Here is a 14,011-nt window from a genome sequence, read left to right as displayed (position 1 = left end):
CATCCTTCTTGATGATCACTTTCTTCGCGCGGCCCAGCATGTCGAGCCCGACGTTCTCCAGCTTCATGCCCAGATCGTCGCTGATCACCTGACCACCGGTCAGAATGGCGATGTCCTGCAGCATGGCCTTGCGGCGGTCACCGAAGCCCGGAGCCTTGACGGCAGCGATCTTCAGACCACCACGCAGCTTGTTGACGACGAGGGTCGCAAGAGCCTCACCTTCAACATCTTCCGCAACGATGATCAGCGGACGCTGCGACTGGATCACGGCCTCCAGCAGCGGCACCATCGGCTGCAGCGACGACAGCTTCTTCTCGTGCAGCAGGATGTAGGCATCCTCCAGCTCGGCAATCATCTTGTCGGCGTTGGTGACGAAGTAGGGCGACAGGTACCCGCGGTCGAACTGCATGCCTTCGACGACGGTGGTTTCCGTCTCCAGGCCCTTGTTCTCTTCGACGGTGATCACGCCCTCGTTGCCGACCTTCTGCATCGCTTCCGCGATCTGACGGCCGATTTCCGATTCGCCGTTAGCAGAGATGGTGCCAACCTGCGCAACTTCAGCGCTGTCCTTCACCGGACGGGACATCTTCTTGATCGCCGCGACGACATTGGTGGTCGCAAGGTCGATCCCGCGCTTCAGGTCCATCGGGTTCATGCCGGCGGCGACCGCCTTCATGCCTTCCTTGATGATGGCTTGCGCCAGCACGGTCGCAGTGGTGGTGCCGTCGCCGGCCTCATCATTGGTGCGGGAAGCGACTTCCTTCACCATCTGCGCGCCCATGTTCTCGAACTTGTCGGCCAGTTCGATTTCCTTGGCGACGGTCACGCCGTCCTTGGTGATCCGGGGCGAGCCGAACGACTTGTCGATCACCACGTTGCGGCCTTTCGGGCCCAGCGTCACCTTGACCGCGTCGGCCAGGATGTTGACGCCGCGCAGCATCCGGTCGCGGGCGTCGGTGTTGAATTTAACGTCTTTAGCAGCCATTTTTATAGCTCCTTGAATAGGTTACAGGGAAGGACAACTCAGGCGATGATGCCGAGAATGTCGCTTTCCTTCATGATCAACAGCTCTTCGCCATCCAGGGTCACTTCGGTGCCCGACCACTTGCCGAACAGAATACGGTCGCCCTTCTTGACCGACGGTGCGATCAGCTCGCCCGAATCCTTGCGGGCGCCTTCGCCCACGGCGACGATCTCGCCCTCGGCAGGTTTTTCCTTGGCGGTATCCGGGATGATCAGGCCGCCCTTGGTCTTTTCATCGGACGCGATACGCTTGACCAGCACGCGGTCATGCAGAGGTTTGAAAGCCATCTGGGGTACTCCCTTGAGTTTCCAGGTTTGATCTTGATTAGCACTCAACGGACATGAGTGATAACGCCGTTCAGTTAGGCGTTCCGTTGCGTCGAGTCAACACCCGGCCGTTGGCTTTTCGGATTGCCTTTTGCGGTCTGGATGCCACCATGCAGCGAATCCCTTTCCTGCCAAGAAGTGTCCCATGTCCCGATTGACTGCTGTCCTCTCCGCCGTGTCGCTTGCATTCCTGCTTACTGGTCCGGTCACCGCGAAATGCGCGGGCAAGAACCTGATCGACGAACTCCCCCCCGACCGTCTGGCCGAGATCCAGGCCGCAACCGATGCCGTCCCTTACCCGACCGGCAACTTCTGGCGCGCGACCCGGGGTGATCAGGTCATCACCATCGCCGGAACCTACCATTTCGACGATCCGCGCCATGAGCCGAACCTTGCCGCCCTGGCCCCGCACATCGAGACCGCGACGACCGTGCTGGTCGAAGCCGGGCCCGAAGAGGAAAAGGCGCTGATGAACCTCATCGCCAGCGACCCCTCCAAGGTGATGATCACCGAAGGCCCGACGCTTCTCGAACAGCTCCCGCCCGAGCTGTGGGAGAGCCTCTCCCAAGCCATGGCCGAACGCGGCATCCCCGGTTTCATGGCCGCGAAGTTCCGGCCCTGGTACGTCATCGCCGTCCTGGCCGTTCCACCCTGCGCCATGGCCGAGATGACCAAGCCCAAGGGTCTCGACGGCATGGTGATCGACACCGCGACTGCGGCTGGAGTGCCGGTCCAGGGGCTTGAACCCTACGACACGATCTTCAAGATCTTCGGCAGCATGACCGAGCGGGAGATGATCGACATGCTCGAGTCCTCGCTTCTGTTCGAAGACCGGTCCGAGGACTATTCCGCAACCCTTGCCGACAGCTATTTCGCCGGGGACGGCCGGAAGATCTGGGAGTTCATGCGCTACGAAAGCTACAGCATGCCCGGTTACACGCGCGAGCAGGTGGATGCCGAGTTTGCCAAGATGGAAGAAGCGCTGATGAATGAACGGAATCGCGCCTGGATTCCGGTGCTGACCGAGGCGGCTACCAAAGGGCCGGTCTTCACCGCGTTTGGCGCGCTGCACCTGTCCGGCGATGAGGGCGTGCTGAACCTCCTCAAGAAAGAAGGGTTCACCATCGAAGAACTCCCCCTTTGATCCTGCCCGGCAAGCTGTCCCGGCTTTATGTCCTCGACCTGGGGCTCTTCGAGGTCCGGCGCGGCGAGCGTCTGATCGGCATCCCCGGCTTTCTTCTGGAAACCGACCATGGCGGTCGCATCCTTTTCGACACCGGCTTCCCCCCTGCCTACGCAACCGATCCCGCGATCGCCGCCCGCGATGGCCTCCCGCGCTTTGGTCGCCTGATCGACTTCGGCCCCCACCAGACCGCCGAGGGTGCCCTTGCGACCCTCGGCCTTGCACCGAGCGACATCGATCTGGTGATCCTGTCCCACGGCCACATCGACCACGTCGGCTCGCTGCCCCTCTTCGCTCATGCCCCTATCGTCATGACCGGGCGTGAACGGGCCGATCCGCGTCCAAGCTACTTCGGCACGGCCCGCCCGATGATCTGGCCCGACGCGCAGTATCAGCTGATCGACGCCGACACCCCGGTCTGCGAAGGCCTGACGCTGATCCCGACACCGGGCCACACGCCGGGCCATCTGTCCGCGATCCTGAACCTGCCGCGTACCGGCCCGGTCATCCTTGCTGCCGACGCCCTCAACCGCGCATCAGAACCAGCCGAGAACTTCGCCGAAGCCGATTCGCCAGTGACCGCGCGCCTGTCGGCCGAGCGTCTCGTCGCCCTCGCGCCCGAAGCGCTTCTGATCTACGGGCACGACCCGGCGCAATGGCAGGCGCTTCGCAAAGCTCCCGCGTGGTACGACTGACCGGCCCTTGCGCTGCAAGGGCCGCAACACACCTGGGGTGGCGGACCCTTTAGCCCGCCACCCCCGCCTTCCCCGCAGGGAAGACCGGCAGGCCTACCTTTGCCCCGACTTGCCAGGAATCATCCCTCGCTTCGGCACCAGCTTCAGCCCCGAAGGCCCCTTGGCCCCCTTAAGGCTCGCGGCGTCAAAGCCCTTGGGCTTCGGCAACGGTTTCAGGCCCGCTACAGCGGGTTTTTCGGTCTTAGTGTTCGGCATGATCTGCCCCTGTCTTGGAAGAAAATCTCAGCCAGGCAAATACCCGGCCACGAACGGCCCTAGGCCGACGGTGACTTGTCCATTCTCAGGGTACTCCTTGGGCGAAGGGCTGCATGGGCCACATCCCGCGGCCCGGCTTGGCTGCCCCATCAACGGGGCGTCAGACAGTTAGTTCCATGACACAAACACTCCTCTGCCAAGGCAGTCAGCCTGCCACAAACGCTCCCGCCTGACAACCGGCCGGGCCGCCCGACCGCGTCCGGACCGTTTCAGGCGCCGGGCACGCAAACCCCCTCTCCCCTTGGGGGGGAGGGGTAGGGGTGGGGGGCTGCGCAGCGAACGAAAGACCGAACACCCCCCGCGTGACAATCTGCCCACCCTCGCCTATACCGCCCGCGAAACGCCACGATAGGTATCCCCATGACCACGCTCGTCTTCGGCCACAAATCCCCCGACACCGATTCCACCGGCTCAGCCATCGTCTGGGCCTGGTATCTGACCAACCGCCGCGGCGACACCGCCGAACCCCGCCTTCTGGGCGAGCCCAATACCGAGGCCGCCTTCGTGCTGAAGCACTGGGGCCTCCAGAAGCCGCAGATCATCGCCGACGTGGCCGAGGGCCAGGATGTCGTGATCGTCGACACCAACAACCCCGCCGAACTGCCGCCCTCGATCAACGACGCGAACATCACCGCGATCATCGACCATCACATGCTGGTCGGTGGCCTGAAGACCAGGACCCCCATCAACGTGGTGATGCGCCCGCTCGCCTGCACCGCCACCGTGATGCACGACATCATGGGCGACGACGTGGCGGGCCTCCCGCGTGAGATCAAGGGCGCGATGCTCTCCTGCATCCTCTCGGACACGCTCCAGTTCCGCTCGCCCACCACCACCCCGCATGACCAGGCCGTGGCCGAGAAGCTTGCCGCCGACCTGGGGGTTTCGATCCCCGAGCTTGCATCGAAGATGTTCGAGGCCAAGTCCGACGTCTCCGCCTTCTCCGACGCCGAGCTTCTCCGGATGGACAGCAAGGAATACACCGTCGCGGGCAAGGAACTCCGCATCAGCGTGCTGGAAACCACCGCGCCCAAGGTCCTCCTAGACCGCAAGGCCAGCCTGATGCGCTCGATGGTCGATGTCGCCAAGGAAGACGGCGCCGATCAGGTCCTTCTCTTCGTCATCGACATCATCAGGGAAGAGGCGACGCTCCTCGTCCCCAACGACCTGGTGAAGAACCTCGCCGAGGCCTCCTTCGGCGCCAAGGTCACCGGCGACACCGTGGTCCTCCCCGGCATCATGAGCCGCAAGAAGCAGATCATCCCGTCGCTCAAGCTCTGATTTCAGCGGGCGTTGCGCGATCTTCCGTCTCTGCGCGCGTAGAGACGGAATAAGGACGCGACCAGGATGGAAACAAGACGACCGGTTTAGCACCAGAAGGGCCGCTTGAATGACCGAAATCATCCGCTCCCTGGCCGACCTTTCGGGCCGCTACGACGCCGTCTTCTGCGACCTCTGGGGCTGCCTTCACAACGGCAAAGCCGCCTTCCCGACCGCTGTTTCGGCGTTGCAAGGGTTCCGCAAAGCCGGCGGCAAGGTCGTTCTTCTGACCAACGCCCCGCGCCCAAAATCCAGCGTCATCAAGCAGTTGGACGGCCTCGGCGTCCCCCGCGACGCCTGGGACATCGTCGTGACCTCCGGCGATGCCGCCCAAATGGGCATGCTCTCCGGCGCCGTCGGTCGCCGCGTCCACCACATCGGCGCACCGAAGGATGAGCCTTTCTTCACCGATTTCGCCGACGATCTGGCCGCCTACGCGAAGACCCAGCCACCCATCGAACGGGTCGATCTAAAGAACGCCGAAGGCATCGTCTGCACCGGCCTGAACGATGATCTGACGGAAACCCCCGACGATTACCGCGCGGCCCTCCTCTTGGGAAAGACTCTAGGCCTGCCAATGCTTTGCGCGAACCCGGACATCGTCGTCGACCTTGGCGACAAGCGGCTCTACTGCGCGGGCGCGCTGGCCGAGGCCTATGAACAGCTGGGCGGCACCGCACTTTACTTCGGCAAGCCGCACCCCCCGATCTACGACCTCGCCCGGCGGCGACTGGCTGAGGCCGGGGCACCTTCCGACCCGCAAATCCTGTGTATCGGCGACGGAATTTCCACGGATATTCAAGGCGGTATGTCGGAAGCGCTCGACACGCTTTTCATCACCGGCGGGCTTGAGGCTGACCAGTTCGGGCCCGACGTCGAGAACCCCGATCAGGGCCTCCTCGACAACTGGCTCGAAGCGCGCGAGCTGTCGCCGACCTTCGCAATGGGCCGCCTGCGCTAGATTCACGACAGCAAGATTAATTCGCATACCTAAGTCAGATTGAACAATTATTGCGCAACCAATTGTGCTGCGCCGCAGCATGTGCTACCGTTCCCGCACGAACGAAAGGATTCGGTAACCATGCTGGACAACATGCCCCGCGGCACGATCTGCATCGAAGACATCGAGATCGGCATGTCCCGGCATCTGATGAAAACCGTAACCGACCGGGATATCGAGCTTTTCGCCGAAGTCTCCACCGACCGGAACCCCGTCCACCTTGACGAAGGCTACGCCCAGGACACCATCTTCGAAGGCCGCATCGCCCACGGCATGCTCACCGCAGGCCTGATCTCGGCCGTCATCGGCGAGCAGCTTCCGGGCCACGGCACCGTTTACCTCGGCCAGTCCCTCCGCTTCATGGCCCCCGTCCGCCCCGGCGACACCGTCCGGGCCGAAGTGACGGTCACCGCCATCGATCACGCCAAACGCCGGGTGACCCTTGAAACCCAGGCCGCAGTCGGTAAAACCGTTGTCCTGAAGGGCGAGGCGCTGGTTCTGGCGCCCAGCCGCAAGTTCGACTAAGGGGCAGACGCCCCACCAAGGGCGGGATGCTGCAGCATTTTCAATGGCATGGGCTTGACCCAGAAGCCCGTGGCGCGTCCGTCGCCATGGGCAATTTCGACGGCGTCCACCGCGGCCATCAGGCAGTCATAGACCTCGCCCGAGGCGCTGCGCCTTTGGGAATCGTCACCTTCGAGCCCCACCCCCGCCAATACTTCGCGCCCCACCTGCCGCCCTTCCGCCTGATGAACGCCGAGGCCCGCGCGAACCGCCTCGCGCGCCTTGGCGTCGAGCACCTCTTCCAGCTCCCCTTCGACGTAACCCTCGCCAGCCTCTCGCCCGAGGGCTTCGTGACCCAGGTCCTGCACGACGGCCTCGGCATTTCCCACGTCGTCGTCGGCGCCGACTTCTGCTTCGGCAAGGGCCGCAAGGGCACCGCCACCGACCTCGCAACCCTCTGCGACGACAAGGGAATCCGCACCACCATCGCCCCCCTTGTCACCGAAGCCGGGGCCGAGATTTCCTCGACCCAGATCCGCAACCACCTCGCCGAAGGCCGCCCCCGCGACGCCGCCGCCATGCTCGGCCACTGGCACCGGATCGAGGGCGAGGTCCTCCACGGCGAAAAGCGCGGGCGTGAGCTTGGCTACCCCACCGCCAACATGTCGCTTGAAGGCCTCCACCTCCCGCGCTTCGGCGTCTATGCCGTGCTGGTCGACATCCTGACCGGCCCGCAGCAAGGCCACTACCACGGTGCCGCCAGCCTTGGCGTCCGGCCCATGTTCGGCGAGAACCGCCCCAACCTCGAAACCTTCCTCTTTGATTTCAAAGGCGATCTCTACGGCCAGCACCTCTCGGTCGCCCTCATCGACTTCCTCCGCCCCGAGATGAAGTTCGACGGCCTCCCCGCCCTCATTGCGCAAATGGACGCCGATTGCGCCAGCGCGCGCAGCATCCTTTCCGCCCTCGGTTGACAGCAACCAAAAACGTGAACATTCTGTGAACTCCAACAGGAGGACACGGCCATGTCCGAGCTTCGCATCCACCCGCTGACGCCCGATCTGATCCCGGCCTTCACAACCCTCTTCGGCCCGCAGGGCGCCTGCGCCGGTTGCTGGTGCACGGGCTTCCGCCTTCGCCCGAAGGTGCGGCTTGCAATGACCCGCGATGAACGTCGCGATGCGATGCTGTCCCGCATCAACCAAGGCCCCCCGCCTGGCCTGATCGCATTTCAGGGCGACGATCCGATCGGCTGGATGCAGATCGGCCCGCGCGCCGATGTTCCCGAATGGAACAACCCTGGCCGGTCCTCGTCCCCACTACCCGATGCCCCTCCGGACGACCCGGCAGTGTGGGCGGTGAGTTGTTTCTTCTTCCGCTCCGCCGTGCGCGGGCAGGGTCTGTCTCACGAAGTGCTGGCGGCCGGGATTAATCACGCTCGCCGTTCAGGCGCGCGGGTTCTGGAGGCAAGCCCAATGGACCACGCCAAGCAATCGAAATCCGTGGTTCTCTTCGTCGGCTCGACCTCAGTCTTCACCAAAGCCGGGTTTCGCGAAGTCGCCCGCGCCAAGGAAAACCGCCCCCTGATGCGGCTTGAGCTGTAGGCCCTTCCCTTTTCCCTCGCGCCAAAGCACCTTCATCCCATGACCACACTCCGCCCCCGGTTCTGGGAAACCGTTCCCCTCAACAAGCTGACCCAACAGGAATGGGAGGCGCTGTGCGACGGCTGCGGCAAATGCTGCCTCAACAAGCTCGAGTACGAAGACACGGGTGAGGTCGCCTACACCCGCGTCGCCTGCCGCCTGCTGGACGGCGACAGCTGCCGCTGCATGGATTACCCGAACCGCAAGATGCATGTTCCGGAATGCGTGGTGCTGACGCCCAAGACGCTCCCAAAGATCGCCTACTGGATGCCGTCGACCTGCGCATACAAGCTTCTGTTCCAGAAGAAGAAGCTGCCCAACTGGCACCCCCTGGTCACCGGCGACCCCGACAGCACCCACAAAGCCGGGCAGTCGGTCAAGGGGATCACGATCCCCGAACTCGACGTCCCCGAGGATGACTGGGAAGACTACCTGATCGAGGAAACGCCCTGATGCGCTTTGCGTCCGACAACACTTCGGGTGCGGCACCCGAGGTCATGGCCGCGCTGATGCGCGCAAATGAAGGCTACGACCGTTCCTACGGCGCCGATACCGCGATGGACCGGGTGACGGCACTGGTGCGCGACCTGTTCGAGGCGCCAGAGGCCGTCGTGCACCTGGTCGCCACCGGCACCGCAGCGAACGCGCTGGCCATCGCCACCCACTGCCCGCCCTGGGGCGCCGTCTTCTGCCACACCCACGCGCACATAGCCGAGGATGAGTGCAACGCGCCCGAATTCTACTCCGGGGCCAAGCTGGTGCTCGTGCCCGGCGACCACGGCAAGATGACCCCTGGGTCCCTCACCGCTGCACTGGCCACAACCGGCGAAGGCGGCGTCCACGGTGTCCAGCGCGGGATGCTGAGCCTCACCAACGTGACTGAGGCGGGAACGGTCTATTCCGCGTCGGACATCGCCACCCTGACCGCGCTGGCCAAGGCGCAGCACCTTCCCTGCCACCTCGACGGCGCCCGCTTCGCCAACGCCCTTGTGGCCACCAACGCGTCGCCCGCACAGATGACGTGGCAGGCGGGCATCGACATTCTATCGCTCGGCGGAACCAAGAACGGCTGCCTCGGGGTCGAGGCTGTTGTCCTTTTCGACCCGGCGAAAGCCTGGGAGTTCGAGCTGCGCCGCAAGCGCGGCGGGCATCTCTTCTCGAAACACCGCTACCTCTCGGCGCAGATGGAGGCCTACCTTACCGACGGTCTCTGGCTTCGCCTCGCAACCCACGCGAACGCCATGGGCCAGCGGCTGGCGGCAGGCCTCCGCGCCAAGGGCGCGACCGTCCCCGACGCCCCGGCCAACATGCTTTTCCCCGAATGGTCCCCCGGCACGCATGACAGGCTGGAGGCTGCGGGCGCGCATTTCTACCGCCTGAACGCCCCCGAGGGCCGCGAACGGGCAAGGCTTGTCACCAGTTGGTCGACAACTGCCGAAGATGTAGACCGGTTCCTTGCCGCCTTCTGACCGGGGCAATGCTGCAATCGCAGCGAAATCCGCATGGCCGACCACCGTCTCGGTTTGCAATGCTGAAGCCGGATGATAAGCGGGGGCACGTCACGAATCCGTCATCCGGAGATGCCATGCCCGCCGTCACCGAACCGAAGCTGATCTCCGGCAACGCGAACCTTCCCCTCGCCAAGTCCATCGCAAGGCGGATGTCGATGCACCGGGGGATGAGCGTCAATCTGGTGGACGCCCGGGTCGAAAGGTTCAACGACCAGGAGATCTTCGTCGAGGTCTTCGAGAATGTGCGCGGCGAGGATATGTACGTCATCCAGCCGACCTCGAACCCCGCGAACGACAACCTGATGGAGCTTCTGATCATGACCGACGCGCTGCGCCGGTCCTCGGCAGCTCGCATCACCGCCGTCATCCCCTACTTCGGCTATGCCCGGCAGGACCGCCGCGCCAAGGCCCGCACGCCGATCACCGCCAAGCTCGTCGCCAACATGATCGAAACCGCCGGGATCGACCGCGTCCTGACGCTCGACCTGCACGCCGCGCAGATCCAGGGCTTCTTTGACATCCCTGTGGATAACCTCTACGCCAGCCCCGTCTTCGCGCTGGACATCGAGCATCACTTCAAGGGCCAGATGGAGGACCTCATGGTCGTCTCGCCCGATGTCGGCGGCGTGGCGCGGGCGCGGGAACTGGCCAAGCGGATCAACGCCCCCCTCGCCATCGTCGACAAGCGGCGCGAGAAGGCGGGCGAGGTGGCCGGCATGACCGTCATCGGTGACGTCAGGGGCCACAAGTGCATCATCGTCGATGACATCTGCGACACTGCCGGAACGTTGTGCAAAGCGGCCGAAACCCTGATCGAGGCCGGCGCGACCGAGGTTCACAGCTACATCACCCACGGTGTCCTCTCCGGCCCGGCGGTCGAGCGGGTGGAGAAGTCGGTGATGAAGTCACTGGTGATCACCGATTCGATCGAGCCGCCCGAAAATGTGAAGTCCGCGAAGAACATCCGCATCGTCCCCACCGCCCCGATCTTCGCCCAGGCCATCCTGAACATCTGGGGCGGCATGTCCGTGTCCTCGCTGTTCGAGACCGACACCCTCGTCCCGATCTATGAGGGGCTCTATCAGCGCGGCTGACGCGGATTTGTGCGCCTCTCGCCACGGATTGGGCACATTGAGCAGCTACATCACCGATTGTTTCGTCAGCTGTCGACGCACGCCGCGTCGCCAAGAGGCAATCGAGTAGATGACATCCGAGACTGAAGTGTTCCCGGCCCGACGGCTTTCGATCTTCAGACTGCTGCCAACCGAACGGTTGCTGCTGCAGGTCATCGGCTTCTTTGCGGTCGTCGCATTTGGCCTTGTCACGGGGCTTCAACGCGACATCAACTGGCCGCCCTTCCTGGCCGGCTTTGTGGGAACCCTGGGCTTTGTCGCCATAGGCGCATATGTGCGGCAGGTAAAGGCTGCCCCACGCATCGGACTGGCGCTTGTCGGCCTCGGCCTCTTCACCGGCTTTACCGCAGTGTCGACCATCTGCATCTTCGCACTCTTCCCGCTTCCCAATCCCCTGATCGACGAATGGCTGATCTCGCTCGACGGCCAACTCGGCTACCATTGGCCGGGTTTTGTCGCGGGTCTTGCGGAATACCCGGTGGCTGCGAAGGCGCTTGGCTACCTCTACCACACGTCACTCCCGCAGATCCTGCTGCTGATCGTCATCCTCGCAGCCCTCTCGCGCGAGGTTGCCCTCCACCGCTTCCTGGTCGTTGGTGTCCTGACACTCGTCATCACCGTATCGATCTGGTGGATCTGGCCAAGCGTCGGGCCATCCGGGTTCCAGAAGATCCCCGAAGAGGTTCGGCTTGCCACGGGGCTGTACTTCAACGACCAATACGGCGCCTACCTCCGATGGCTGGTAGAGATTGGCCCGCCTCGGATCAGCCCCGAGGTGATGACGGGCGTCGTGGCCTTTCCATCCTACCACATGATCATGGCCTGCATGGTTGCATGGTTCAGCCGTCATACGCCGGTCTTCATTCCCGCACTCCTGGCCAGCACCGCCATGGTACCGGCGACACTTTCGCATGGCGGGCATCATCTCGTCGACTTGCTGGCAGGGATCGTTGTGTTTGCACTTTCGGTCCTGATCGCCAACCGGATCGTCCCGGATCGCGATAGCCGCAGCGGCTAGTTCACCTCCCAGCTATCGTCGTCACCACACGGTCCGACCGCCAGCCAGTCTGCCCGTATCCGCGCGATGCGGGTGTCGCCCCAGGTCCGGAACACGATCTCGAAGCCTTTCGCTGTGATGTTCTCGGCCGAGATGTCCACGCGTGAGTTCGTCTTGTGATCGATGTCCCACATCGAGATGCCTACCATCACGGACGGCGGTTCCAGGAACGGCTCCTTGAAGCTTTCCTCCTGCCGCACTTCGCGGGGGCCAGCTCCCGTCCACATCGCGCCATCATGCGCAAAGTCCGAGAACAGGACCTTCGTGCCCTGCTCAATCCCGAACGCACCCATCAACCGTCGCATAATGACCCTGGCACTCCACCCCGGGTGCGATACTGCACCAGTTTCCCGGGGTGCGGTACCGCCAAAAGCAAAGACCCCGGGCGATGCCGGGGTCTTCCGCATTTGAAAGGGTCAGCCGAACTTAAAGCCCGGCAGCGGCCTTCATGGCATAAAGATCAGCAACCGCCTTGTCCGCGGCGTCCTTGTCCGAGTTGACGGCAGCAGCCTCGCAAGCATCCGCCACCAGCGCGTCAAGCGCCGCCGGGGTCAGCTCGTCCAGCGGCACGGCCTGTTCGGCCAGCACCGACACGCCCGTGGCGCTGATCTCGGCGAAGCCGCCGGTTACGACGAAGGCCTTGACCCCATCGGTACCGACAACACGCAGAACGCCCGGCCGCAGCGAGGTGATGGTCGCCGCATGGCCCTCCATCGCCGTCATGTCGCCCATCGCACCGGGAATCTGTACCTCGGTCGCCGCGAACGACGCCAGGCGCCGCTCCGGGCTTACCAGGTCGAATTGCACCGAACCTGCCATCTCGCCCCCTTACGCCGCTGCCGCGGCAAGCTTGGCAGCCTTGGCTTTCACTTCGTCGATGTCGCCGACCATGTAGAAGGCGGCTTCCGGCAGGTGATCGTATTCGCCCGCAACCACGGCCTTGAACGAAGCGATGGTCTTCTCCAGCGGCACCTGCACGCCGGGTGAGCCGGTGAACACCTGCGCCACGTCGAACGGCTGCGACAGGAAGCGTTGGATCTTCCGGGCGCGGGCCACGGTCAGCTTGTCCTCTTCGCTCAGTTCGTCCATGCCAAGGATGGCGATGATGTCCTGCAGCGACTTGTAGCGCTGCAGCATCCCCTGCACCGAACGGGCGACGTCATAGTGCTCCTGCCCCACGACCAGCGGGTCGAGGATACGCGACGTCGAGTCCAGAGGGTCCACCGCCGGGTAAATCCCAAGCTCCGAGATCGCGCGGCTAAGAACGGTCGTCGCGTCCAAGTGCGCGAACGAGGTCGCCGGGGCTGGGTCGGTAAGGTCGTCGGCTGGAACATAGATCGCCTGCACCGAGGTGATCGAGCCCGCCTTGGTCGACGTGATGCGTTCCTGCAGCGCACCCATGTCGGTCGCCAGCGTCGGCTGATAGCCCACGGCCGAAGGGATACGACCCAGAAGTGCCGACACTTCCGAACCCGCCTGCGTGAAGCGGAAGATGTTGTCGACGAAGAACAGAACGTCCGTCCCCGACTGGTCGCGGAACTGCTCCGCAATGGTCAACCCGGTCAGCGCCACACGCGCACGCGCGCCCGGCGGTTCGTTCATCTGGCCGTACACCAGCGCCACTTTCGACTTCGTCAGGTCGTCGATGTTGATAACGCCGGATTCGATGAACTCGTGATAAAGGTCGTTCCCCTCACGCGTCCGCTCACCCACGCCGGCGAACACCGAATAGCCGGAGTGCACCTTGGCCACGTTGTTGATCAGTTCCTGGATCAGAACCGTCTTGCCCACGCCTGCACCGCCGAAGAGCCCGATCTTCCCGCCGCGCGAATAGGGGGCCAGAAGGTCGATCACCTTGATGCCGGTCTCCAGGATCAGCGCGTCCGTCGCCTGCTCGCTGAACGCCGGGGCGGGCTGGTGGATCGCCCGCTTTTCGGTGTGCGCGACCGGGCCCTTTTCGTCGATCGGCTCGCCGATCACGTTGATGATGCGGCCCAGCGTGCCGTCGCCCACCGGAACCGAGATCGGCAGGCCCAGGTCAGCGACGGGAGCGCCGCGTACGAGGCCCTCGGTCGCGTCCATGGCGATGCAGCGGACGGTGTTTTCGCCCAGGTGCTGCGCCACTTCCAGAACCAGGCGCTTGCCGTTGTTCGTGGTCTCCAGCGCGTTCAGGATCGCGGGCAGCGCGCCGTCGAACTGAACGTCGACGACAGCGCCGATGACCTGGGTCACCTTGCCCGTCGCTGCAGCAGTCGCACCTGCGGCGGCAGTGGAAGCTTTCGCGGCTCTTGCCATTGTCT

Annotated in this window: 17 protein-coding genes; 11 read left to right on the top strand and 6 right to left on the bottom strand. The window is 64.0% G+C overall.

The window, feature by feature from the left end; all coding sequences use genetic code 11:
- Both groEL and groES read right to left on the bottom strand, forming a co-directional pair.
- Positions 1-985 (bottom strand): chaperonin GroEL (gene groEL, locus ACRCSW_RS25440; protein WP_438708449.1); only part of this gene is annotated, 985 nt, incomplete at its 3' end.
- Between the two features lie 38 nt (positions 986-1,023).
- Positions 1,024-1,311: a co-chaperone GroES gene (groES, locus tag ACRCSW_RS25435; RefSeq protein WP_438708448.1), complete on the bottom strand. Its 288-nt coding sequence runs from the start codon at positions 1,309-1,311 to the stop codon at positions 1,024-1,026.
- A 184-nt stretch (positions 1,312-1,495) separates the two neighbouring features.
- On the opposite strand from groES, the gene ACRCSW_RS25430 reads away from it, so the two are divergent.
- Both ACRCSW_RS25430 and ACRCSW_RS25425 read left to right on the top strand, forming a co-directional pair.
- Positions 1,496-2,494 carry a TraB/GumN family protein gene (locus tag ACRCSW_RS25430; RefSeq protein WP_438708447.1) on the top strand — a complete coding sequence of 333 codons (999 nt, stop codon included), beginning with the start codon at positions 1,496-1,498 and terminating at the stop codon, positions 2,492-2,494.
- Positions 2,491-3,228, top strand: a complete 738-nt coding sequence (locus ACRCSW_RS25425) for an N-acyl homoserine lactonase family protein (protein WP_438708446.1) — start codon at positions 2,491-2,493, stop codon at positions 3,226-3,228. Before ACRCSW_RS25430 ends, ACRCSW_RS25425 begins: the two co-directional genes overlap by 4 nt.
- Positions 3,229-3,321: 93 nt before the next feature.
- Here the strand turns inward: ACRCSW_RS25425 and ACRCSW_RS25420 are convergent, their stop codons facing one another.
- Positions 3,322-3,483, bottom strand: coding sequence for a hypothetical protein (locus ACRCSW_RS25420; RefSeq protein ID WP_438708445.1), 162 nt, complete (start codon positions 3,481-3,483; stop codon positions 3,322-3,324).
- Between the two features lie 420 nt (positions 3,484-3,903).
- Here ACRCSW_RS25420 and ACRCSW_RS25415 point away from each other — a divergent pair, with 420 nt between their 5' ends.
- The 9 genes from ACRCSW_RS25415 (at position 3,904) to ACRCSW_RS25375 (ending at position 11,672) form a co-directional block, all read left to right on the top strand.
- Entirely contained in the window at positions 3,904-4,824 is a 921-nt protein-coding gene (locus tag ACRCSW_RS25415; protein ID WP_438708444.1) for a manganese-dependent inorganic pyrophosphatase, read from the top strand.
- Between the two features lie 109 nt (positions 4,825-4,933).
- The gene (locus ACRCSW_RS25410; protein WP_438708443.1) at positions 4,934-5,824 is read left to right on the top strand and encodes a TIGR01459 family HAD-type hydrolase; all 891 of its coding nucleotides are present in this window, start codon (positions 4,934-4,936) and stop codon (positions 5,822-5,824) included.
- A gap of 120 nt (positions 5,825-5,944) precedes the next feature.
- Positions 5,945-6,388 (top strand): MaoC family dehydratase, encoded by a 444-nt coding sequence (locus tag ACRCSW_RS25405; RefSeq protein WP_438708442.1) that lies wholly within the window; start codon positions 5,945-5,947, stop codon positions 6,386-6,388.
- 26 nt (positions 6,389-6,414) lie between these two features.
- Positions 6,415-7,341, top strand: coding sequence for a bifunctional riboflavin kinase/FAD synthetase (locus ACRCSW_RS25400; protein WP_438708441.1), 927 nt, complete (start codon positions 6,415-6,417; stop codon positions 7,339-7,341).
- 51 nt (positions 7,342-7,392) lie between these two features.
- Positions 7,393-7,971 (top strand): GNAT family N-acetyltransferase, encoded by a 579-nt coding sequence (locus ACRCSW_RS25395; protein ID WP_438708440.1) that lies wholly within the window; start codon positions 7,393-7,395, stop codon positions 7,969-7,971.
- Between the two features lie 39 nt (positions 7,972-8,010).
- Complete coding sequence (locus ACRCSW_RS25390; RefSeq protein WP_438708439.1) at positions 8,011-8,463, top strand: YcgN family cysteine cluster protein; 453 nt, start codon at positions 8,011-8,013, stop codon at positions 8,461-8,463.
- Positions 8,463-9,479 carry a threonine aldolase family protein gene (locus ACRCSW_RS25385; RefSeq protein ID WP_438708438.1) on the top strand — a complete coding sequence of 339 codons (1,017 nt, stop codon included), beginning with the start codon at positions 8,463-8,465 and terminating at the stop codon, positions 9,477-9,479. The genes ACRCSW_RS25390 and ACRCSW_RS25385 overlap by 1 nt, the downstream gene beginning before the upstream one ends.
- A gap of 116 nt (positions 9,480-9,595) precedes the next feature.
- Entirely contained in the window at positions 9,596-10,615 is a 1,020-nt protein-coding gene (locus tag ACRCSW_RS25380) for a ribose-phosphate pyrophosphokinase (protein WP_438708437.1), read from the top strand.
- Positions 10,616-10,724: 109 nt separating this feature from the next.
- Positions 10,725-11,672: a phosphatase PAP2 family protein gene (locus tag ACRCSW_RS25375; RefSeq protein WP_438708436.1), complete on the top strand. Its 948-nt coding sequence runs from the start codon at positions 10,725-10,727 to the stop codon at positions 11,670-11,672.
- Here the strand turns inward: ACRCSW_RS25375 and ACRCSW_RS25370 are convergent.
- The 3 genes from ACRCSW_RS25370 to atpD form a co-directional block, all read right to left on the bottom strand.
- Complete coding sequence (locus ACRCSW_RS25370; protein ID WP_438708435.1) at positions 11,669-12,004, bottom strand: H-type lectin domain-containing protein; 336 nt, start codon at positions 12,002-12,004, stop codon at positions 11,669-11,671. The two genes, ACRCSW_RS25375 and ACRCSW_RS25370, sit on opposite strands and share 4 nt — an antisense overlap.
- Positions 12,005-12,137: 133 nt before the next feature.
- Complete coding sequence (locus ACRCSW_RS25365; protein WP_438708434.1) at positions 12,138-12,530, bottom strand: F0F1 ATP synthase subunit epsilon; 393 nt, start codon at positions 12,528-12,530, stop codon at positions 12,138-12,140.
- A gap of 9 nt (positions 12,531-12,539) precedes the next feature.
- Positions 12,540-14,006 carry a F0F1 ATP synthase subunit beta gene (atpD, locus tag ACRCSW_RS25360; RefSeq protein WP_438708433.1) on the bottom strand — a complete coding sequence of 489 codons (1,467 nt, stop codon included), beginning with the start codon at positions 14,004-14,006 and terminating at the stop codon, positions 12,540-12,542.
- Positions 14,007-14,011: the final 5 nt, after the last annotated feature.

This window comes from Tabrizicola sp., assembly GCF_051645465.1.
In the GTDB taxonomy this organism is placed as follows: domain Bacteria; phylum Pseudomonadota; class Alphaproteobacteria; order Rhodobacterales; family Rhodobacteraceae; genus Tabrizicola.
Note: the sequence above shows the minus strand (reverse complement) of the source record. Positions and strands in the feature narration are given on the sequence as shown.